This is a genomic window from Anaerospora hongkongensis (assembly GCF_004339805.1).
Classification (GTDB): Bacteria; Bacillota; Negativicutes; order Sporomusales; family DSM-15969; genus Anaerospora; species Anaerospora hongkongensis.
In genome coordinates this window covers 33,217-53,128 of the sequence record NZ_SLUI01000010.1, presented here as the reverse complement: position 1 = coordinate 53,128, position 19,912 = coordinate 33,217, and the positions used below count along the sequence as shown (strand labels likewise).

The following is a 19,912-nucleotide window of genomic DNA, read 5'->3' as shown; positions in this document are numbered from 1 at the left end:
TACCATTTATGTCAACGAACAAGTCTTATTGCCTATAATAAGCGATTATCATTAATCACTAAATTAAATTTAGCATGTAAGAATTCAGCTGCTCTGCGACACATGACCATACGCTCGAGAAATATTTCAAAATATTCCATCACTGGACAAATTGTCGTATCAATTTTTAAATCAAGCGTAATTACTGCTTTTGCACGGTCAACTGTCAATAAACTATGGTTCGCAGCGTAATTGACTCGGTCGTGAATTTCAAATTTAGCAAAATCCTTATTCGTTACACGGCTGCGGTGAACATCTGATTTATCAGCCAGAATCAAGGCTGAAGCCACATGATTTACTGCATTGCCGCGCTCCTCTTCATGATTGCCAACAGCAGAAATCACCAGTGCAATTTCTTCCGGCGGCATCTCCAGGCGGGATAGGATGGAAAATGCAATTGTAGCACCAATTCCACCATGGTTAAAGCGGTTAATCATATTAGCAATATCATGTAAATAGCCGGCAATAGCAGCTAACTGACAATCCCGCTCTTCATACTGCAGGTCTTTTAGTACCTGATATGCACGGGCTGAAACGATACCGGCATGCCGGTGTCCGTGTTCAGTAAAGCCCAATTGTCCAAGATATTGTGTACTACAGGCGAGGTAGACAGCTACCTCATGATTTTTTTTCAGATCATCCACTGTAATAAATGACATCGTATTACCCCCTGACAAAAGCTGCTACTTGTTGTGCTACTTCTTCTTTAGTAAGGGAATCGGTAGGTAAGAATAAATCGGCATGCGCTTTGGCATCTTCCAGGCGTTCACGCTGAACAATCAGCCGTTCTTCTCCCCACGGCACTTTACGCCGTTTGCGAATACTTTCTAAAGTGGCATCAAGCATAACGACGATATCTGGCTGTTTTTTCTTCCATAAGGTCTTTATACCCGAATGCTCCTGCGCAACATTGTGCGCGTCAAACCCCCACTCTTTTAATTGAGTAACTAAGGTTGTCTTGCCTGAAGCACAAACGCCTACTACGATAATACGCATCAGCTCACCTGCTTTACCAAGGGAAAGATACTGTTATTTTACGGATTTTATGGACATCGTCCTTGTCACACAACCCCATAACTACAACGGTCATGTCATCACCTGGCCGGTAGTCATCCAGTTCAAGGGCATATTCCAGAATACTTTCTGCAATAAAAGCAGCATCTTTCGCTTCATTTTCCTCAATAATTTTGTGGATAATTCCGGCATCCATTGTTCGCCCTTTTTTTCTGCCGGCTGCCTGTATACCATCACTGTAGGATACTAAAATCATGCCCAAATCAAGGGGCATTTCATACGTAAGCGGCTTCATCCGTTTATGAACGCCGATAGGATTAATCTCTTCATCATATACATCAATGCCATAAGTCTGCTTAACAATAACCGGACAGTTTGAATTCCGGCAGAACACTACCGTTTGGGTATCCAAATCAGCACTGATAATTGCTAAAGTGGAAGATACCTTCCCATCTTTCAGCGCGTACAGATAATCATGAACCGCTCTGGCGACCGCACCATCACGGGCTCCGTCGGCAATTAAAGCAGCCGTTTTATTAACGACAGCCAGACTGGTTGCTCTTGCTGATTTTCCACTGCCTTGTCCATCTGCCAGAATGGCAGAAACTCCACCTCTCGGCCGCTCAGCAATTTCAACACTATCGCCGCACTCACTCATAGCGTATTTATTTATTTGAGCTATTCCTATTTTTACTTCCATTTCTGCCTCATGGCATAGAAAGGCAAAATGCAGTGAACTACATTTTGCCTTTCCTGCAACTCGTTATTTTTTCTTCGGTAACTACATACTGAACAGGAATATCATGTTCTTGCGACACAATAGAAGGCAAAATTTGAAAATTCCAGGCTATGCCCAGCGTACATACCTGGGGAATCCGGGCAAGAAAACGGTCATAGTAGCCTGCCCCCATTCCCAGCCTGTTGCCGGCCAAATCAAAAGCAACTCCGGGTACTAAAACGAAATCAATCGTTTCAGGCTCGACAATTGTCATGTTTTGCTCATCAGGAACACGTAAATTAAGTTTACCCTTTTTTAATTCTTGCAATCCGGTAATTGCCGCACTTTGCATATAGCCAAATTTTTCAGTAAGAAATGGTACACTTACCTGCTTGCCATTTGCCAAAGCAAATAAGATGAGTTCATCCATTTGCGGTTCTCCGGGCATGGCAAGATATAACATTACATTTTTAGCCTGAAGAAAAGGTTCCCAGCAGGTCAAAGATTGCACGATGATTGCACTTTGGCTGTTTACCCAGTCCGGCGAAAGGGCATTGCGCCGTAAGAGTACTTCCCGGCGCAGTTCCTTTTTATCGTTATTTATTATCGCCATTTTTTGCAGAATCCTGATAATGGCTTATTGCGGTGCGAGAAACTTTAATTTCTACTTTCTCAGCAATTTTCAGCATAACTGTTTTATCAGTTAAAGCCGTAATCGTACCAAAAACGCCGCCAATCGTAACAACGCGATCTTCTTTTTTCAGACTGCCGAGCATATTGGTTCTTTTCTTTTGTTCTTTCTGCTGGGGACGGTAAAGCATGAAATAGAAAATTACCCCCATCAGTACAATGGGCCATGAAGCCTGGATAAACTGGGTTACTTCTGTAGAAAATTCGGGCAATCAACTCACCTCCTGATATGTCCAATATATTCCACACTCATACGGGAAAATCCTCTAATGACTCTGATAATGCGCCCAAAACTCCTGACGGAATGCCAGAAAGCGATCATCAAGAATTGCCTGACGCATCTTCTTCATAAAATGAATTAGAAAATGCAGGTTGTGAATCGTAGTTAGGCGTAAACCAAAGATTTCTTCCGTTTTTAACAGATGGCGGACATAAGCTCTGCTAAAATTACGGCAAGTATAGCAGTCGCAGTCAGCATCAATGGGCCGGAAGTCCCTGGCGTATTGAGCATTTTTTACAACAAGCCGTCCCTTACTGGTCATTGCAGTGCCATTCCGGGCCACACGTGTGGGAAAAACGCAGTCAAACATGTCAATGCCATGCATGACCCCTTCTACCAGGCAATCCGGCGTTCCCACGCCCATTAGATAACGCGGCTTATTGTGCGGCAGCTGTGGCACGGTATGCTCCAGCATTTCATACATAAGCTGCTTCGGCTCGCCAACACTGAGTCCGCCTACTGCATACCCCGGAAAATCCATTTTTACCAGATCCTGGGCACTTTTGGTGCGCAGATCCTTATACATTCCACCTTGTACAATGCCGAACAAGGCCTGATCTTTCCGGGTATGCGCTTTCTGGCAGCGCTCTGCCCAGCGGGTGGTCCGCTCCGTAGAAGCACGGGCATATTCAAATTCCGCCGGATAGGGAACACATTCATCAAAAGCCATGATAATATCTGCACCTAGCGCCATCTGGACCTCAATTGCCTTTTCAGGTGACAAAAAGTGCTTTGATCCGTCGATATGGGAGCGAAAGCTTACACCCTCTTCCGTGATTTTACGCAAGGGGCCTAAGCTAAAAACCTGAAAACCGCCGCTGTCTGTGAGGATGCCGCCATCCCACTTCATAAATTTATGCAGTCCCCCGGCCTCCGCTACCAAATCGGCACCGGGGCGCAGATATAAATGATAGGTATTGCTTAAAACGATACTGGCGCCCATCGCCTTAAGCTCATCAGGGGATACCGCTTTTACGGTTGCCTGTGTGCCGACAGGCATAAACATCGGTGTATCAAAAACACCATGAGGTGTATAAATTCTGCCAACCCTGGCCCCTGTCTGGGAGCACTTTTTGATTAATTCATATGTAATAGCCAACTTCCAAAACCTCCTTAAAGGATTAACATCGCATCACCAAAACTGAAAAACCGATAGCTTTTATCCACAGCTTCCTGATAAGCGGATAAAATGCTTTCCCTGTCGGCAAAGGCACTGATCAGCATTAGCAGTGTTGATTCCGGCAAATGAAAATTTGTCACCATGGCATCAATCATGTGAAATTGAAATCCCGGATACATAAAAATATCTGTCCAGCCTGATCCTGCCTCAATTCTGCCAGAGGCCCCAACCGTTTCCAATGTTCTGACAGATGTCGTGCCTACCGCAATTACCCGTTTCCCCTGTTCTTTCGTTCGATTAATAATTTGTGCCGCCTCGGGAGAAATAGAATAATATTCCCGGTGCATAACATGCTGGGTAATATCGGCAACACTTACCGGACGAAATGTGCCCAGTCCGATATGCAGTGTCACAAAAGCAAGATTAATCCCCATTTGTTGAATTTTTTGCAGCATTTCTTCTGTAAAATGCAAGCCGGCAGTTGGTGCCGCCGCCGATCCATTTTCACGGGAGTAGACAGTCTGGTAACGCTCGCTGTCTTCCAAGCGTTCCCGGATATACGGTGGAAGCGGTGTTTCTCCCAAACGGTCCAGAATGGCCTCAAATGCTCCTTGAAAGGTAAACCGTACAATCCGCCCGCCAAAATCGGTGCTGTCCAGTATCTCACAGCTCAGTTCGTCACCGAATTTGATTGTCATCCCCGGACGAGCCCGTTTGCCCGGTTTTACCAGCGTTTCCCATTCATTGTGATTAAGCCGGTTAAGCAGAAAAACTTCGACCTTACCGCCAGTGTCCGCCCGAGTGCCAATTAATCTGGCAGGGATAACTCTGGTATTATTAAAAACCAGGGTATCCCCTGGCTCAAGATAGTCTGGCAAATTATAAAAATGCTGGTGTGAAACCACACCCGTCTTGCGATCCAGTACCATTAGACGGGAATGATCGCGAGGTTCCAGCGGGAACTGAGCGATCAGTTCAGCAGGCAAATCATAATAATAATCGGATAATAGCATGCATATCTCCTTAAAGCAGTAAATTCTCAATACTCATTAGTATATTTTAACAACATCCACACCTTGATAATAGTGTTTCAATATCGTTTTGAAATATGCGGCATCACTTTGCGGTGCCTTTTCTGCCATAGCTTTTGCTCCCCATTGCGACAAGCCTAAACCATGCCCAAAGCCTGAGCCGTTAATGACAATCCGTTCCTGGGGACGTCCGGTAATCCGCCGGATAATATCCTTGTCGTTTATTAGGCCTTTCTCCACACTTGGCTTTAAGTTAACTTCCACTTTCTTGGTCCCATGGTCTCCAAAACTGTCCGTTATCGGAACCTCAATACTAGCAGGAGCAGGCGTAACAATTGACATATCAAACAAAGTACTGTTCAGCGCCAATAATCCTCGCAATTTAGTACCGGTCAGCATAACCGACCCGTTAGTTCCGGTAAAGCGGATCGTTTTAACTCTTCCTGATACGCCCCGGTCAACAGCAGTTACCGGCGGTGCGCTTAATCTGCTGAGCACGATAGCCTGCAAATCGCCAACATTATAGCCGGCCTTAGTTAAAAGCTGACTTAGTTCCTGCGGAGTATACTCTTTTTTCCATTTGTAATAAGGCGATTGCTGATCATAATCAACTACCCCCTTCAAGTAAGGCAAAGGAGAACTCCATACATTCTCACTGTTCTCGGTAAATCCGCCGCCGCTGCTGTGAAAACAAGCAGAAATCAACTTATTCTCATACTGCAGGACTATCCCTCGTGTATCATCAACTGCTTTTTTCGTACGCTCTGATTCGCTTTCACGACCGTCATAAACCTGGCAGTCGGTGGTGGAACAAACATCAAAGCCATCTGCATTGTGCTTATTGATGCTGAATAAAGCGTATGTTCTGGCAGCAACGGCTTGTGCTTTCACTGCCTCTAATGCCCATTCCGGCGATATTTCCCTTGCAACTACACCATAAAGATATTGCTCCACAGGCAATGTGTTGACCACTGTTAAGCCTGCTTTATCAATTGTTTTATGAATGGATATCATACCGCGATAACTGCGTTTATTTACTTCCATATAAGCATCGCTGCTGTCGTCGGTCATGCGAAACTCTACATTTTTTGCCGTAATTGACTTGCCATTCAGTAAAATCTGTGTTCCCTGAAGAGAGAAAGCAGCTTTTTCCTTATTGGAAAACCGGCCCAGTACTTCACCATTTTCATTCAGTGCCTGAAAACTGGTATTGGAAGAAATAACGATATTCTGTTGATTGGCCCATAATCCCACCCGAATAGACGGCACCCCCTGGCCATGACTCACTCCGGAAAAAAGGAAAGTCAGTATCAGTATGCTGCAGAGACTAATAAAACGTAATTTTTTATTTCTGCTCATAACATCCTCCACAATTCATTAACGGCGAAACAAGACATTCAGTACAATAGTTAAAATCACGCTTATGACAAGTGATGTTACAATCGGGAAGTAAAACTTAACATTTTCTTTCTCAACAAAAATATCACCCGGCAGCCGGCCAAGAGAAAAGAATTTTTCGCCAAACGATACTATTGCACCGATAAGCAGCAGCAAAACTCCAGCCGCCATCAGTATTTTGCCTAACGAATCAAACCCCGGCAAGCTCGTTCTCCCCTTTCTTGTCCTTTACCATAATTTTTCCTCATTGGTTTTACAGGCAATTCCCAGATGGGCATAAGCCTGAGGGGTAGCAATCCGTCCCCGCGGGGTCCGGTTTAATAAGCCCAGCTGCAGTAAATAGGGTTCATACACATCTTCGATTGTTGTAGTTTCCTCGCTAATCGCGGCAGCCAGCGTTTCCAGCCCTACCGGCCCGCCGTTAAACTTCGTAATAATCGTCGACAGCAACTGCCTGTCCGTTCTGTCCAGACCGCATTTATCCACTTCCAGCATTACCAGCGCCTGGTCGGCAAGTCTATCCGTAATAACACCACTGCCGGCAACTTGGGCAAAATCGCGGACCCGCTTTAATAAACGATTCGCAATACGCGGTGTACCACGTGAACGGCGGGCAATTTCTTCCGCTCCTCTGTCTTCAATCGCAATATTCAAAATCTCGGCAGCACGATTAATAATAGACACTAAGTCTTTCGTCTCATAATATTCCAAACGGCTGATAACACCAAAGCGGTCTCGCAGCGGTGCAGCTAACGCACCTGCTCTGGTAGTGGCACCGACCAAAGTAAATGGAGGCAGATCAATCCGGATCGAGCGGGCACTGGGACCTTTTCCGATAATAATATCTAAGGCAAAATCCTCCATCGCAGAATATAAAACCTCTTCTACACTGCGCGATAAGCGGTGAATTTCATCAATAAACAATAAATCCTTTTCACCTAAATTAGTGATAAGCGCGGCTAGGTCGCCAGGCCTTTCAATAGCCGGGCCTGAAGTAATCCGGAAATTAACGCCTAACTCATTGGCAATAATTCCGGCCAGTGTTGTTTTCCCGAGACCCGGCGGCCCATACAGCAAAACATGGTCCAAAGCTTCACCGCGGGCAAGCGCGGCCTTAATAAAGACAGACAGATTCTGTTTTGCCTGATCTTGTCCAATATATTCCTGCAGCCGGCGCGGGCGCAGACTATACTGCCAATTGTCTGCCTCAAGTTCGCCTCCGGCTACGATTCGTTCTTCTTCCATAACTACCTCCCGCTGCCAAACTCACGCAATGCCAGTTTTATCAGCTCTTCAACCGATTTTACATCACTGCCGGCCTTACGCAGGATCGGTGCGATTTCTCCCTGATTATAACCAAGTGCAACTAACGCCTGCAACGCTTGCGTCCGCACATCATCATTCATCGGACTGCCGACCAGAGGACCGGCAGCCGGCACTTCCTGCGTACTGTCTCCCAGCTTATCCTGCAGTTCAAGAATTAAGCGTTCCGCCGTCTTTTTGCCTATTCCGGGAATCTTCGTTAAGATACCGATATTTTTCTGGCTAACAGCTAACCGGAATCCCTGTGGGTCGACTGCAGACAAAATACCGAGCGCAACCCGCGGCCCAATACCCGTAATAGCGATGAGATGCAGAAAGAGCTCGTATTCTTCCTGCGTATAAAAGCCGTATAATAGCAAGGCATCTTCCCGTACATTCAGATGCGTAAATAAGACAACCGACGTGCCGGTTGTTAATTTCTGTCGCGTTGAATTTGGCACAAACACCCGGTAACCGACACCTTGCACATCTACAAAACAAAAGTCTGCAAATAAATGAGTTATTTGACCTTTTATATAGCCAATCATGGTTTTACACTCCACATTTTACTGGAACGGCTGCTATGAATTGAGCAGATGGCAATGGCTAGGGCATCGGCAACATCATCCGGTTTCGGTTTGTCCACCAATGACAGCAGGCGCTGAGTCATATAAATCACTTGTTCTTTAGTGGCCTTCCCATACCCAACCACAGATTGTTTGACTTGCAGCGGAGTAAATTCAGCCAAAGAAAGATTATTTTGGGCAATAGCCAATAAAATCACGCCGCGGGCCTGTCCGACAGCCATAGCCGTTGTAACATTTTTATTGAAAAACAGCTGCTCTACACCCACTGTATCAGGCTGATATTCTTTAAACAAAACATCAAGCTCCTGATAAATAATTTGCAGTCTTTCCGCTGCACTAAGAACAGGGCTCGTACGAATCGCTCCATATGTAATCGCCCGCAAGCGGCTTCCCACTGCTTCGACGACACCGTAGCCGCAAATTGCCGTTCCCGGGTCAATTCCAATTGCCAGCATGGCTCTTAAGCCTCCCTTTATTCTAACCTTGCAAGTTCGACAAATAAACGGCAGAATCCTTTGAGAGCAAGAAAAAAGGCAGGGTTTAAACCCTGCCTCACTCTATCGCGACTCTAAACCTTCAATAAAACGAAGCAATTCTTCTCTTGATTGAACAACCATGCCGTGCTTTAACTCTTCCGCATCCCCCGGTACAAGCTTGGTAATGGGAATCTTCGTTACTTCCTTCAGTATTGCCTTACTCCCCGGCTTACCGTGAAAAACGGCTACATAACCGTCCTTTACGCCAATAAACATATTATTGGCATGTTCGCGGCATAAACTATTGACCTTAAGGGACATTGTCACTTCCGGTGTATCAAATTTTTCAATCGTCCATCCCGAATATATCTGCTGGACTTGCTGATAATTCAGTCCAACTAAATTATCGGCAGGCTTCGTGCGAAATGTTTCCTCTTCATTGCATTTTAGGTAGATAATCCGCTGGACAATGTCCGTAGTGGGAGTAATCTTGATTTTTGCATCCTGCTTGGCCACTTCTGTTTCTCGTGGCAGCGCAGGCGGCATATCCGAGATTGCCGATGGTTTAACGAAATAATAAACCCCCGTACAGGCAACAAGAATCAAAACCACAGTTAAAGCCGTTCTTATTTTGGTGTTTTTCATAAATGGCAACATCAAAAACACTCCTTATGTTTTGTGTTGCCATTATAATTACCAATTATTGCATAGAGTATACATGTTATAGAAATGCAGGCTTTTTTTGCCTACTCCATCATCTCATCAGGCAATTCTACGTTGGTATAAACCTCTTGAATATCATCATGATCTTCAAGCGCATCAATCAGTTTAACCATTTTAACCGCTTCATCACCATCAAGTTCCACAGTTGTTTCGGGAATCATGGTAATTTGGGCGACTATCGTTGTGATGTTATTTTGTTCTAATGCCTGCTGTACACTTTCAAAATCTTCCGGAGCAGTTGTAATTTCATATTGCTCTTCTGCTTTAAAGTCTTCAGCTCCGGCGTCCAGAACGGTAAGCATTAGTGTCTCTTCGTCAACACCCTCTTTTTCGACGACAAAAAGACCTTTTTGCTTAAACATCCACGCAACACAGCCGGATTCCCCCAGATTACCACCGTATTTTGTAAACAGATGGCGAACATCCGCCGCTGTCCGGTTACGATTGTCCGTCATAACTTCAATTGTAACGGCAACACCACCCGGGCCATAGCCCTCATAGGTAATTTCCTCATAGTTGGCACCTTCTAGTGCTCCTGCCCCTTTTTGGATGGCACGCTGAATGTTATCCTTGGGAATATTGTTTTCCTTCGCTTTTTGTAATGCCAGCTTCAGCCGCATATTACCGGTTGGATCCGCACCGCCAAGCCGTACTGCCACCGTAATTTCACGGCCGATTTTCGTTGTAAGCTTGCCCCGGATAGCATCCATTTTACCTTTTTTGTGTTTTATATTCGCCCATTTGGAATGTCCAGACATATTGTTGCTCCTCTCAGACAATCTAAATCAGGCTATATTGTAGCATAAACAGCAGCATTTGGTAAAGAAGAAAACATAATTAATGTCCGTGATGCCAGCTTTCGCCTTTTTTTATTTCATCAATAGCGTTACCATTCTCCGGTGAAGCAGTAACCTTGGCTGTGTTAGCATGATTGTCAACCAGTCTCGTAGTTACCCGATAATCGGTCAACGTTCCCGGTCCCCCGACGCAGCCGCCGTAACAAGCCATTCCTTCAAAGAAATTCGCATCGATTTTGCCATCTTTCAACTGGCGAAGGGCCATTTTGCAATTACCAAGACCTTCCGAACGATGTGGCTTAACAACTGCATCAGGCGCCATTTTAGCGGCTGCATCAACTACGGCCTGAACCAGTCCGCCTGCCCGGGCAAATGCGTTGCCATCCCGTGAGGCTACAGTCTGATAACCGTCGTCTTCTACTTCGCTGACATTAATACCGGCCCCTACCAGCATCGCTGTCATTTCTTCAAACGTTAAAACGTAATCAATATCCTCAGGATATTTGTCTGCCTCCGCTTTTTTGGCAATACAGGGGCCAACAAAAACGATTACCGCATCGGGGTCATTATTTTTAATCCAGCGGCCGGTGGCAATCATTGGGGATACGGTTGATGAAACCTGCTCCAGCATTTGGGGCATATGCTTTTCAACCATGCCCACATAAGCCGGGCAACAGGAAGTAGTCATAAAAGATCGTTCATTAGGAACGGAGGCAGCAAATTCCTTTGTTTCCTCAATAGTGGTAATATCCGCACCGAATGAAACTTCATGAACTTCATAAAAGCCTAGTTCTTTGACAGCCTTCATAACCTGACCCGGTTTCACTTTTAGACCAAATTGCCCAATGAAGGCCGGGGCTAAAATGGCATAGATATGCTTATCACTATTTTTTAATAGTTGAATTAATTGTACAATAATCGACCTGTCACTAATTGCGCCAAACGGGCAAGCCGTCTTACAGGCGCCGCAGGAAACACATTTCGTATAATCAATGACAGCCCGGCGATCGGCTCCCGCATTAATTGCTTCTAAGTCACAAGCCCGTTCACAGGGACGGCTGATTTCAATAATTGCGCAATACGGGCAGGACTTTTTGCAGAGGCCGCACTCTACGCACTTGGACTGATCAATATAGGCCCTATTATTGACCACCATAATTGCTTTCTTAGCACAACTGTTAATACAATGGTGAGCCACACAATTCCGACAGGCATCGGTAACCATAAATTTGTCTATCGGACACTGATCACAGGCTTCCGGCAATACGCTGATAATTGGTATATCAGCAGCTTCTTGATTCAAAGCATTTTCAGCAGCAACGGCAAGAGTGGTGTTAATCGGTTGACAAAGGGCTAAGTTAACGCGATCTTTTAATACCGCTCGTTCCTTATGCACACAACAGCGATAACGGGGACCGCTTTCGGTAACAACCGTCTGCAAAATATCTTCTACGTTATCTTTCAGCGAGCCCTCAAAAGCCATGCGGGCAATTTCCGATAAAACCTTACGGCGAATTTTTACGACTTCTGTTACTTGGGACATGTTAAATCCTCCTCTTGCAGCGAATAAAATTTAATAGATACCAGTAAAAAACCGTCAGAAGTAACATTTAGCTGACATTGTTTCTTAAGATTTCATCACAATTAGACCCACTCAATTGCTGCCTGCTTGCCTTTTTCTTTCAGCACCGCAAGCAGTTGGTTCAATACCTGTGATTTTATATTAATCTGCACCGGAAAATTCGGATTCTGATGTGCCGGATTCACTGCACTTCCGGCAATAATCGTAATTTGATCCGCTTCCAGCATCATACGGGCCAAGAGACTGGCCCCATCCTGCTGTTTCCAGGCTGCAGCACTGCGCAGCCGGTCTACAGCAGCATTAAGCGTTAGAACACCTTCGGTCACTAAATCAATTCCCTCAATTGTGCCTGTAGGGGGAATGGCAGGATCGTGATAATCCAAATTTACTTTTAGCGGACGATTGGTTATACGGCTGACGATATTGGCTGTCGTTCCTCCGGCTACCACTTTTTTTCCCGGCTGCTGCAGAAATCGTTTAACCACCTTTTGGTCATACGAGCGGTCGGCAGGAGGTCCGGTAAAGATTGTCAAAAGCAGCGGCCGTCTGATTTTAACGGATACAACTGTTGAATCATCGCCTGCTTTGTCCAGATAATACCCCTGACAACAGCGAATCACCTGCTGACTCAAATTATCGGCATCAATGACTTTGACAGACTCACCGGCAAGCTGCTGGGCAATTCCCTGCCACCCCCAGCCGAGTTTTAACAGTCCGCCAATACCGGCATGAATGACCCCATCACTAACGGCTACCAATATATCGTCTTCCTGTAAGGAAAGCTGCCCTTCTTTGATCACTTTGCCCCCCACGATTTTCTCTATCGTAGGAAAAACAATAACATGATTATTGCGTTTTAAGAAAGTAGAAGGGCAATCAAATTCTACTACTGTTGCCAATCCGGCACCGCTGATTTTTATTATATGAAAAGTGGAATAGGCGATTTTCCGCTGCTTGCAAACCGGTAGCGTAGCGGTAATGGTATCCACAACATCTTCCAGCGGAATTCCTCTTTTCAGCATCGAAGCCGCAATTTTCGTGGTTAAGGTTGCCAGAATGTTTGCTTTTACGCCACTGCCTAACCCGTCAGAAATAACAATGATAGTATCCGAAGCGGTACGCACCACTTCTACATTATCGCCGCACAGTTCTTCACCCGCTTTGGATAGCTGCGCTAAGCCGACTTCAGCATGAAGCAGTTCCATCAAGCTTCCTCCTTACCTTTCAGAAGCCAAATCACTTCCAGTAATGCGGACTTGGTCTCTGCAGTCGTTTCTCCCAGAAGCCCGGCAATCTCTTGAGCGACATGCATTTGCTTATCAATGACTTGCGTTGCCTTTTTTATTGTTTCCAGCTTCATTAACTCAAGCTCTTTTAGCTTCTTTTCTTGGTCGGTCACATTGGTAATGATCGCAATAATGACATCGTGTTTAGGGACAGGAATAATCATTTGTTCCGTCACTAATCCATAATGGACGTACTCAACCCGCTTACCTACAACTTTATTGCCGCTTTTAGCAGCATATACAAAGTGGGCACAGTCCATAATTTCGCCTAAATTCATACCAGTTGTCATTTCCCGTCCCCAGTCGAACATCGCCTGGGCCGCAGGATTAAAATCCTGTATAATCATACGATTGTCGACTACAATGATAGCATTCAGGGAATTTGTTACAATAATATTGGCAAAGGACTCCGCCTTAGAGCGCATATAGGGAACGCACATATCATTTTCTGCCAGTCCCTGATAGACGGCAATAGCCTTATCACGGCATGAATTATAACCGCAGGCACCACAATTTTTTTCATCCGCGGCAGCGGTTTTGCCTGTTTGGCGCAAAATGTCGGCAATTTCCGCTTCTGTTGGCATAGGAAACGCAACCGGTTTCGCCTCATGAATCCGGGCAAAGCTGAGGGTTTTATCATAATCCTGCTCACTGTCCCGGCCACTATTTTTCGCGTAATTAATGACTTCCCGGCGTTTAGCAGCCCTACATTGCTGATTACCGCTTACCGGCCCGCCAATACAGCCGCCGGAACAAGCCAAAGCTTCAATAAACCGCGGCGAAATCTCCCCTTTACCTAATGCATCAAAGGTTTCCATACAATTTTCAATGCCATCAACCGTGATAATCTCCGTATCGGTTTCATCATGATCCATAAAGGATTTTAGAATTCCTCCGGATATGGGAAAGTAGCGTCCCCTTCCCTGAGGCTCAAGGGCCACCTGCTGGGGAGCGGTATCTTTAACTGCGTAATGTCGATCACTTTCTTGCAGCCATTGGCGCAGCTGTTCAAAAGTTATCACCGCATCAATCGAATCAGCATCCTTTTCCGCTTCTCCAATTTTGGCAACACAAGGACCGGCAAATACAACATACGTATCATTGCCGGAGCGATGCTTAATAACTTTACCGTGCGCAATCATGGGAGAAACCACTGGCGCAATATTTTTAACCAAATCAGGATAATAGGTTTTAATTACATTTACGACAACCGGACAACACGCCGATATAACCGGCTCTTGCGATTCCTCCAGCATACGGCTGTAATGAGAAGAAACAATTTCTGCACCGATGGCTGTCTCTTCGACATCATAAAACCCCAGACTCTTAATCGCTTGAAACAGCTCTTTGCCTTTGTATTCAGGAAAAGAACCAATAAACGAAGGAGCCAGGCTCATGAGTACTTTGTATCCGGAAGCAATTTTTGCTTTAATTTCCGCTACTTGATTTTCTACTTGCTTTGCTTTTTGTGGACATTCCGTTACACATCTGCCACATACAATACAGCGATTTTCTACAACGCGTGCTTGTCCTTTATCAATGCCAATCGCTTTTACCGGACAAGACCTTACACATCTGTGACAGTCCTTGCAATTCACTTTTAGAGTTGTAATACTCTTCATTGAATCACCGCCCTAGCACCTTTTGCGTGAAAATTTCGTGTACCTTTTCTTTTGCCACATTCGTGATAATCTCGTCACCAATCTTAATCACGACACCTTCTGTACAGCGGCCCTGACAAAAACTTCCTTCAATATCAACTGTTCCTTGAACCTGATATTTCTGTAGCAATGCCGCAAAAGCATTTAATACGCCATGTGCTCCTTTCAAGTGACAGGCGCTGCCAATACAGATAGATATGACCACCATCTAAATCCACCTCAATATTTTGTGAATTTTTTCACATTGGTGTTTCTATTTCATTTTACCGCATATGAAGGTTTTCATCAACGCTTTTTTCGGAATAGCTAGTATCACTTTTAGATATGCTTACCGAAAATGAACACCAGCAAACAAAAAGGAGTTCTTATTTTTTAAGAACTCCTTTTTGTCATCAATTCGTATTTCCGGTATGGCCCAGTTCATTGGTAAAGGGGAACGGAAATTGAACATATGTGTTAGGAACTTCGCCGACGACCACATACTCCGTAATCGGAACCTGTGTATTAACGCTTACACTTTTGCTCACTAGAGGAATAACAATGCGAACGGTTGTTGTCGCCATTAGATACACCATATGACGGGTTTGGTTGATTCCAGCCTGTTCAAATTTATCCACTACATTGACTTGCACGGTCCCAACAGGAATAATCGTTACGACAATATTCGGGCCCCAGCTGGCTATCAACTGACTTCCTACAACCTGGCCGATAGGAATATAGATTTTTTCATCAGCAATTGCTCGTAAGCCGTCCTGAACTTTGATTGTCGTATCTGCCGCCAGCTTATTAAATTCCATTGCATTCGGCTGAATCAATACTACTTTGCCATGATCATCTACCCGAACGGTGATCAAACTCTGCGGATCAATAATCGCGCTGATTTTTTCATTGATTACATTATTAATTGTCTGTGTCGCAATCAGTGTGGCCCGTGCCTCGGCGATGGTTAACAATGTGGGCTTCAGGTTAGACTCTACAATCCAGAAAAAATAGACGGATAAGGACAGCAATAGCACAGCTGTCAGCCACAATCGCGGGATAATTTTTTTCCTGCGTACGGAGAACCGCATCGTTCTCCCTCCCCAAACAGTTTGTTTACTATTGTATGACGGAAGAGGGAAAAGTGTTCCTGCCACGGCACAATGCGGCAAAAGAAAAAAGCCAGGTCTGCGGCTGCGCATTCCCGGCTGTTAATTATCCCAGTACTATTTTAGCAAACTTACGCTTGCCAACTTGCACAATCATACCGTCGGCAACTGTAAGCTTTGCATCGGTGTCAGTTATTTTTTCGCCGTTTATTTTTACTGATCCTTGCTGAACAGCCCGTTTTGCTTCACTGCTGCTGGATGCCAGCATGAGCTGAGTCAAAAGCTTGGGCAGCCAAATTGCTTCCGTTTGCTGTTCAAACTGAAATTCCGGAATATCATCAGGCAGATCCCCCTGCTGGAAGACTTTGATGAATTCATTTTGCGCCTGATCAGCCATCGCTTCACCATGATAAAGACGTACTAGAGTATGGGCAAGACGCATCTTAGTATCCCTGGGATGCAGCGTTCCGTTTTCCAAACCGGTGCGGATGCTATCCAGTTCTTCCAGCGATACGTCTGTTACCAGTTCATAGTAACGAACCATCAGCGCATCCGGGATAGACATGCTTTTACCGTAGATTTCCGTAGGAGCTTCATCAATTCCAATATAATTGCCTAAGCTTTTACTCATCTTTTGAACGCCGTCAAGCCCCTCGAGTATCGGCATCATAATAGCGACTTGCGGTTCTTGCCCGAATTCTTCCTGTAAATGGCGTCCCATTAACAGGTTAAACTTTTGGTCTGTTCCGCCAAACTCAATATCTGCTGCGAGAGCAACTGAGTCATAACCCTGCATGAGCGGATAGAAAAATTCATGCACACTGATTGGGCGTCCTTCTTTAAAGCGTTTGGTAAAATCTTCCCGCTCCAGCATGCGGGCTACGGTATATCTCGCTGCCAAATTCACCACATCCGCGAATGTAAGCGGAGCCAGCCAGGTACTATTGAAGGATACCTGGGTCTTTTCCCGGTCTAATATCTTAAATATTTGTTCTTCATAGGTCTTGGCATTACGGCGGATATCATCATCCGTCAATGGCTTGCGGGTTTCGGATCTGCCGGTGGGATCACCGATTCGTCCTGTAAAATCACCGATAATAATAATAATATGATGGCCAAGATCCTGAAATTGTTTTAGTTTACGTAAAACAACCGTATGTCCGAGATGAATATCCGGAGCGGTTGGATCTAAGCCTAGTTTAACTTTCAGTGGTGCACCTGTTGCAATCGAACGCTTAAGCTTTTCTACTAATAAAGCTTCCGGCAGGATTTCGGCTACACCGCGTTTAATTATTTTTAACTGTTGTTCAACAGAAACCATTCTGCTACCCCCATAAAAACTCAATCTATTATTACTTTCCGTAATATGGTATTATAGTTAGCCGCATTATAACATAACATCCTTTACATTGCAAATCTTTCCATAATCTATGCCTGTCTGTGGATGTATGATATAATGATTGAGATATCGGCACCAAAGGAGGTCATCATGAGCAATCGCAATAATGGCGGTACGGGTGAACGTCGTCGCCCGAAAGGCGCCTTTTCAAAAATTGCTATTATCTCAGTTATTGTCTTTATTGTAATGATTACAGGCGCAGGTCTTGGTTTCCTAACGGCAAGCATTCACACCATGCCTAGTCTAAAAGGGGAAATTCGTCCTGCAGCCTCATCCCAAATTTTCGATTCTAACGGCAAGCTAATTACTACTATTCATTCGGTAGAAAACCGCCTGCCTGTATCGATCAGTAAAATTCCTCAGAATCTACAAAATGCTTTTATCGCTGCCGAAGATGCCCGCTTTTATCAGCATATGGGCATTGACCCCCGCGGCATCCTGCGTGCCGTCTGGTCAAACATTACCGACCGGGGCGTTTCGGAAGGCGGCAGCACAATTACGCAGCAATTGGCACGCAATGCCCTGCTCTCACAGGACCGAACATTAAAAAGGAAAATTCAGGAAGCTTTTTTAGCCCTGCAGATTGAACGCCAGTTCAGCAAGCCTGAAATCCTGGAGATGTATATGAACCAAATTTATTTTGGCCAAGGGGCCTATGGAGTGCAGGCTGCTTCCAGAGTATATTTTGGTAAGAATGTTGAAGACCTGAACCTGGCGGAGGCTGCGATGATTGCCGGCCTGCCGCAAAGCCCTAACTACTATTCGCCGCTGAGCAATATCAAAGCGGCAAAAGAACGCCAGGCAACCGTCCTTGATCAAATGGTAAAGTACGGTTACATTGATGCAGAAACCGCCGCACAGGCAAAATCCAAAGAAATTAAACTGGCTACTGCCTCCAGCAGCGGCGAATTTGCTTCCTACTTTATTGATTATGTCACCCAGCAGTTAATTGATAAATATGGCGCAGATGCTGTATATAAAGAAGGTTTAAAAATTTACACGTCCCTGGACTTAGATATGCAGCAGGCAGCCGAACAGGCTATGAAGCGCCTGCCTACAGCCTATACGGATAAAAGCGGGATAAAACAGCCGCAAGGAGCACTTGTTGCCATTGATCCTCATACAGGCTACATCAAAGCAATGGTCGGCGGCCGCGGCAACGATCAGTTCAACCGGGCCATTTTAGCAGAGCGGCAGCCAGGCTCTGCCTTCAAGCCATTTGTCTATTTAGCAGCCATTGAGAGCGGCATGACAGCCGCTACCCGGGTCGACGACAGTCCAATTTCCTTTGGCAGCTGGACGCCGGGAAATTATGATGGTAAATTCCGTGGTGAAGTTTCCCTGCGGAATGCCCTGGAATTGTCTCTTAATGTTATTGCAGTCAAACTGGCGAATCACGTGGGAGTAGACAAGCCCTTATATTACGCACAGCAAATGGGTATTTCCACGCTTGTCCTGCGCGGCAACACTAACGACCGTAACTTGGCAATGGCCCTCGGCGGTTTGACCCGCGGTGTAACTCCAATTGATATTGCCAGCGCCTACGGCGTTCTGGCTAATCAGGGAGTGCGTGTTGAACCGGCTTCCATTATTAAAGTAGTTGATCGTGCCGGCAAAGTATTAGAACAAAACACTCCCCATGAAAAAGTTGTCATTAACGAACGGAGCGCCTACATTTTGACGGATATAATGAAGGGCGTGCTTATCAGAGGAACTGGTACGGCAGCAAATATTGGCCGTCCGGCAGCGGGAAAAACCGGCACAACCGATGACAATAAAGATGCCTGGTTTGTTGGGTTTACGCCTGATCTGGTAGCTTCCGTCTGGATGGGCTACGACACTGACGGCTATCTCGGCGATATCACAGGCGGCGGTGTCCCTGCCGTCATCTGGAATGCCTTTATGAGTGAAGCTGCTGCGAAGTACCCTGTTAGAGATTTCCCCCGTCCTGGCGGTATTGTCTCTGCGACCGTTTCCAACAAAGACGGCCTTCTTGTTACCGATCCGGCTAATAAAGACGTCCATTCGGAAATATTTGTCGACGGCACGCAGCCGACTAAACCCAGTCCGCTTGTCGATGACAAAGAAAAAGACGCTAAAAATAAAGACGCTAAAAATAAAGACGCTAAAAATCCAAAAGATCCTAAGTCACCAGAGCAATCATCAGAACCAGCCGATGATAAAACACTGACTCCGCCGCCCCCCAAAGCAGATAGCAAGTCTTCTTCTCCGGCTGCACCCCCGCCCCCACCGGTAAAACCGGATAACAAAAAAAATTAAGTAAAAAACACGCGTAAACTACGCGTGTTTTTTTTTGCTTTCTCGCATATACATTATTAATATTTATTTTTAGCAGCTGAAATCGGTATCGTCCTCAAAGAAGAACAGCAATAAGATAATGATGATGATGATAACAGCCACACTACTGCGGCCACCTCCAAAACAGCTCATAAAACCTTTCCTCCTTCCGTGTCAAATTATAAGTAATAATTCGTCTTCTATGTTAGTATGATATTTTATCGCTTGCCCGCTGCTGAAGCAGCAGGAACACGCTGTGCGTGTTCCCCGCCGCGTACAAGTCAAAAATTACAGACAGGTATCCGTATCTTCCTCCAGGAAGAATAAGAGAAGAATAATCACAATAATAACAACCCATGTTCCATTATTGCCACCGAAGCCACATCCGCCCCAACCTCTTGCCATTTAGAATACCTCCCTCAA

21 protein-coding genes are annotated in these 19,912 nt (G+C 45.3%); 1 reads left to right on the top strand and 20 read right to left on the bottom strand.

The features are described 5' to 3' along the window. Positions 1-32 precede the first annotated feature (32 nt). The 20 genes from EV210_RS15005 to tyrS all read right to left on the bottom strand — a co-directional run bounded on the left by EV210_RS15005 (position 33) and on the right by tyrS (position 17,113). Positions 33-698: an HD domain-containing protein gene (locus EV210_RS15005; RefSeq protein WP_132082166.1), complete on the bottom strand. Its 666-nt coding sequence runs from the start codon at positions 696-698 to the stop codon at positions 33-35. A 4-nt stretch (positions 699-702) separates the two neighbouring features. Next, complete coding sequence (locus EV210_RS15000) at positions 703-1,035, bottom strand: hypothetical protein (protein ID WP_132082164.1); 333 nt, start codon at positions 1,033-1,035, stop codon at positions 703-705. A gap of 13 nt (positions 1,036-1,048) precedes the next feature. Next, positions 1,049-1,753 (bottom strand): PP2C family protein-serine/threonine phosphatase, encoded by a 705-nt coding sequence (locus EV210_RS14995; RefSeq protein ID WP_132082162.1) that lies wholly within the window; start codon positions 1,751-1,753, stop codon positions 1,049-1,051. A gap of 37 nt (positions 1,754-1,790) precedes the next feature. Beyond that, positions 1,791-2,384, bottom strand: a complete 594-nt coding sequence (locus EV210_RS14990; protein ID WP_132082160.1) for a 5-formyltetrahydrofolate cyclo-ligase — start codon at positions 2,382-2,384, stop codon at positions 1,791-1,793. Continuing rightward, a complete protein-coding gene (gene yajC / locus EV210_RS14985) occupies positions 2,368-2,673 on the bottom strand; it encodes a preprotein translocase subunit YajC (protein WP_132082158.1) in 306 nt (101 codons plus the stop codon). The genes EV210_RS14990 and yajC overlap by 17 nt, the downstream gene beginning before the upstream one ends. Before the next feature lie 54 nt (positions 2,674-2,727). Continuing rightward, positions 2,728-3,840 (bottom strand): tRNA guanosine(34) transglycosylase Tgt, encoded by a 1,113-nt coding sequence (tgt, locus tag EV210_RS14980; RefSeq protein WP_132082156.1) that lies wholly within the window; start codon positions 3,838-3,840, stop codon positions 2,728-2,730. Between the two features lie 14 nt (positions 3,841-3,854). After that, positions 3,855-4,874 carry a tRNA preQ1(34) S-adenosylmethionine ribosyltransferase-isomerase QueA gene (queA, locus tag EV210_RS14975; protein WP_132082154.1) on the bottom strand — a complete coding sequence of 340 codons (1,020 nt, stop codon included), beginning with the start codon at positions 4,872-4,874 and terminating at the stop codon, positions 3,855-3,857. Between the two features lie 36 nt (positions 4,875-4,910). Beyond that, positions 4,911-6,251, bottom strand: coding sequence for a SpoIID/LytB domain-containing protein (locus tag EV210_RS14970; protein ID WP_132082152.1), 1,341 nt, complete (start codon positions 6,249-6,251; stop codon positions 4,911-4,913). Between the two features lie 18 nt (positions 6,252-6,269). Then, positions 6,270-6,494 carry a DUF2905 domain-containing protein gene (locus EV210_RS14965; RefSeq protein ID WP_243650569.1) on the bottom strand — a complete coding sequence of 75 codons (225 nt, stop codon included), beginning with the start codon at positions 6,492-6,494 and terminating at the stop codon, positions 6,270-6,272. A 24-nt stretch (positions 6,495-6,518) separates the two neighbouring features. Next, on the bottom strand, positions 6,519-7,535 hold the full coding sequence (ruvB, locus tag EV210_RS14960; protein ID WP_132082150.1) for a Holliday junction branch migration DNA helicase RuvB: 1,017 nt from the start codon (positions 7,533-7,535) through the stop codon (positions 6,519-6,521). A gap of 2 nt (positions 7,536-7,537) precedes the next feature. Further along, positions 7,538-8,140: a Holliday junction branch migration protein RuvA gene (gene ruvA, locus EV210_RS14955; protein ID WP_132082148.1), complete on the bottom strand. Its 603-nt coding sequence runs from the start codon at positions 8,138-8,140 to the stop codon at positions 7,538-7,540. Further along, complete coding sequence (ruvC, locus tag EV210_RS14950) at positions 8,137-8,634, bottom strand: crossover junction endodeoxyribonuclease RuvC (protein ID WP_132082146.1); 498 nt, start codon at positions 8,632-8,634, stop codon at positions 8,137-8,139. Before ruvC ends, ruvA begins: the two co-directional genes overlap by 4 nt. A 102-nt stretch (positions 8,635-8,736) precedes the next feature. Then, a complete protein-coding gene (locus EV210_RS14945) occupies positions 8,737-9,312 on the bottom strand; it encodes a BofC C-terminal domain-containing protein (RefSeq protein WP_132082144.1) in 576 nt (191 codons plus the stop codon). Positions 9,313-9,401: 89 nt separating this feature from the next. Then, positions 9,402-10,136, bottom strand: a complete 735-nt coding sequence (locus EV210_RS14940; RefSeq protein ID WP_132082142.1) for a YebC/PmpR family DNA-binding transcriptional regulator — start codon at positions 10,134-10,136, stop codon at positions 9,402-9,404. A gap of 79 nt (positions 10,137-10,215) precedes the next feature. Beyond that, positions 10,216-11,718, bottom strand: coding sequence for a 4Fe-4S dicluster domain-containing protein (locus EV210_RS14935; RefSeq protein ID WP_132082140.1), 1,503 nt, complete (start codon positions 11,716-11,718; stop codon positions 10,216-10,218). Between the two features lie 101 nt (positions 11,719-11,819). After that, a complete protein-coding gene (locus tag EV210_RS14930) occupies positions 11,820-12,962 on the bottom strand; it encodes a SpoIIE family protein phosphatase (protein WP_132082138.1) in 1,143 nt (380 codons plus the stop codon). After that, on the bottom strand, positions 12,962-14,665 hold the full coding sequence (locus EV210_RS14925; RefSeq protein ID WP_132082136.1) for a [Fe-Fe] hydrogenase large subunit C-terminal domain-containing protein: 1,704 nt from the start codon (positions 14,663-14,665) through the stop codon (positions 12,962-12,964). The genes EV210_RS14930 and EV210_RS14925 overlap by 1 nt, the downstream gene beginning before the upstream one ends. A 4-nt stretch (positions 14,666-14,669) precedes the next feature. Next, positions 14,670-14,912 carry a (2Fe-2S) ferredoxin domain-containing protein gene (locus EV210_RS14920; protein WP_132082134.1) on the bottom strand — a complete coding sequence of 81 codons (243 nt, stop codon included), beginning with the start codon at positions 14,910-14,912 and terminating at the stop codon, positions 14,670-14,672. 184 nt (positions 14,913-15,096) lie between these two features. Then, a complete protein-coding gene (yunB, locus tag EV210_RS14915; protein ID WP_132082132.1) occupies positions 15,097-15,774 on the bottom strand; it encodes a sporulation protein YunB in 678 nt (225 codons plus the stop codon). A 124-nt stretch (positions 15,775-15,898) separates the two neighbouring features. Then, on the bottom strand, positions 15,899-17,113 hold the full coding sequence (tyrS, locus tag EV210_RS14910; RefSeq protein WP_132082130.1) for a tyrosine--tRNA ligase: 1,215 nt from the start codon (positions 17,111-17,113) through the stop codon (positions 15,899-15,901). Positions 17,114-17,278: 165 nt separating this feature from the next. Here tyrS and EV210_RS14905 point away from each other — a divergent pair, with 165 nt between their 5' ends. After that, a complete protein-coding gene (locus EV210_RS14905; protein WP_424218048.1) occupies positions 17,279-19,471 on the top strand; it encodes a transglycosylase domain-containing protein in 2,193 nt (730 codons plus the stop codon). Positions 19,472-19,912 lie beyond the last annotated feature (441 nt).

Excerpts from the sequence above, each read along its gene's own strand:
- EV210_RS14940 (WP_132082142.1), bottom strand. The coding sequence starts at position 10,136 with ATGTCTGGACATTCCAAATGGGCGAATATAAAACACAAAAAAGGTAAA.
- EV210_RS14990 (WP_132082160.1), bottom strand. The coding sequence starts at position 2,384 with ATGGCGATAATAAATAACGATAAAAAGGAACTGCGCCGGGAAGTACTC.
- EV210_RS14995 (WP_132082162.1), bottom strand. The coding sequence starts at position 1,753 with ATGGAAGTAAAAATAGGAATAGCTCAAATAAATAAATACGCTATGAGT.
- EV210_RS15005 (WP_132082166.1), bottom strand. The coding sequence starts at position 698 with ATGTCATTTATTACAGTGGATGATCTGAAAAAAAATCATGAGGTAGCT.
- yunB (WP_132082132.1), bottom strand. The coding sequence starts at position 15,774 with ATGCGGTTCTCCGTACGCAGGAAAAAAATTATCCCGCGATTGTGGCTG.
- EV210_RS14925 (WP_132082136.1), bottom strand. The coding sequence starts at position 14,665 with ATGAAGAGTATTACAACTCTAAAAGTGAATTGCAAGGACTGTCACAGA.
- EV210_RS14945 (WP_132082144.1), bottom strand. The coding sequence starts at position 9,312 with ATGTTGCCATTTATGAAAAACACCAAAATAAGAACGGCTTTAACTGTG.
- EV210_RS14930 (WP_132082138.1), bottom strand. The coding sequence starts at position 12,962 with ATGGAACTGCTTCATGCTGAAGTCGGCTTAGCGCAGCTATCCAAAGCG.
- EV210_RS14935 (WP_132082140.1), bottom strand. The coding sequence starts at position 11,718 with ATGTCCCAAGTAACAGAAGTCGTAAAAATTCGCCGTAAGGTTTTATCG.
- tyrS (WP_132082130.1), bottom strand. The coding sequence starts at position 17,113 with ATGGTTTCTGTTGAACAACAGTTAAAAATAATTAAACGCGGTGTAGCC.
- ruvC (WP_132082146.1), bottom strand. The coding sequence starts at position 8,634 with ATGCTGGCAATTGGAATTGACCCGGGAACGGCAATTTGCGGCTACGGT.
- EV210_RS15000 (WP_132082164.1), bottom strand. The coding sequence starts at position 1,035 with ATGCGTATTATCGTAGTAGGCGTTTGTGCTTCAGGCAAGACAACCTTA.
- EV210_RS14920 (WP_132082134.1), bottom strand. The coding sequence starts at position 14,912 with ATGGTGGTCATATCTATCTGTATTGGCAGCGCCTGTCACTTGAAAGGA.
- ruvA (WP_132082148.1), bottom strand. The coding sequence starts at position 8,140 with ATGATTGGCTATATAAAAGGTCAAATAACTCATTTATTTGCAGACTTT.
- ruvB (WP_132082150.1), bottom strand. The coding sequence starts at position 7,535 with ATGGAAGAAGAACGAATCGTAGCCGGAGGCGAACTTGAGGCAGACAAT.
- queA (WP_132082154.1), bottom strand. The coding sequence starts at position 4,874 with ATGCTATTATCCGATTATTATTATGATTTGCCTGCTGAACTGATCGCT.
- EV210_RS14970 (WP_132082152.1), bottom strand. The coding sequence starts at position 6,251 with ATGAGCAGAAATAAAAAATTACGTTTTATTAGTCTCTGCAGCATACTG.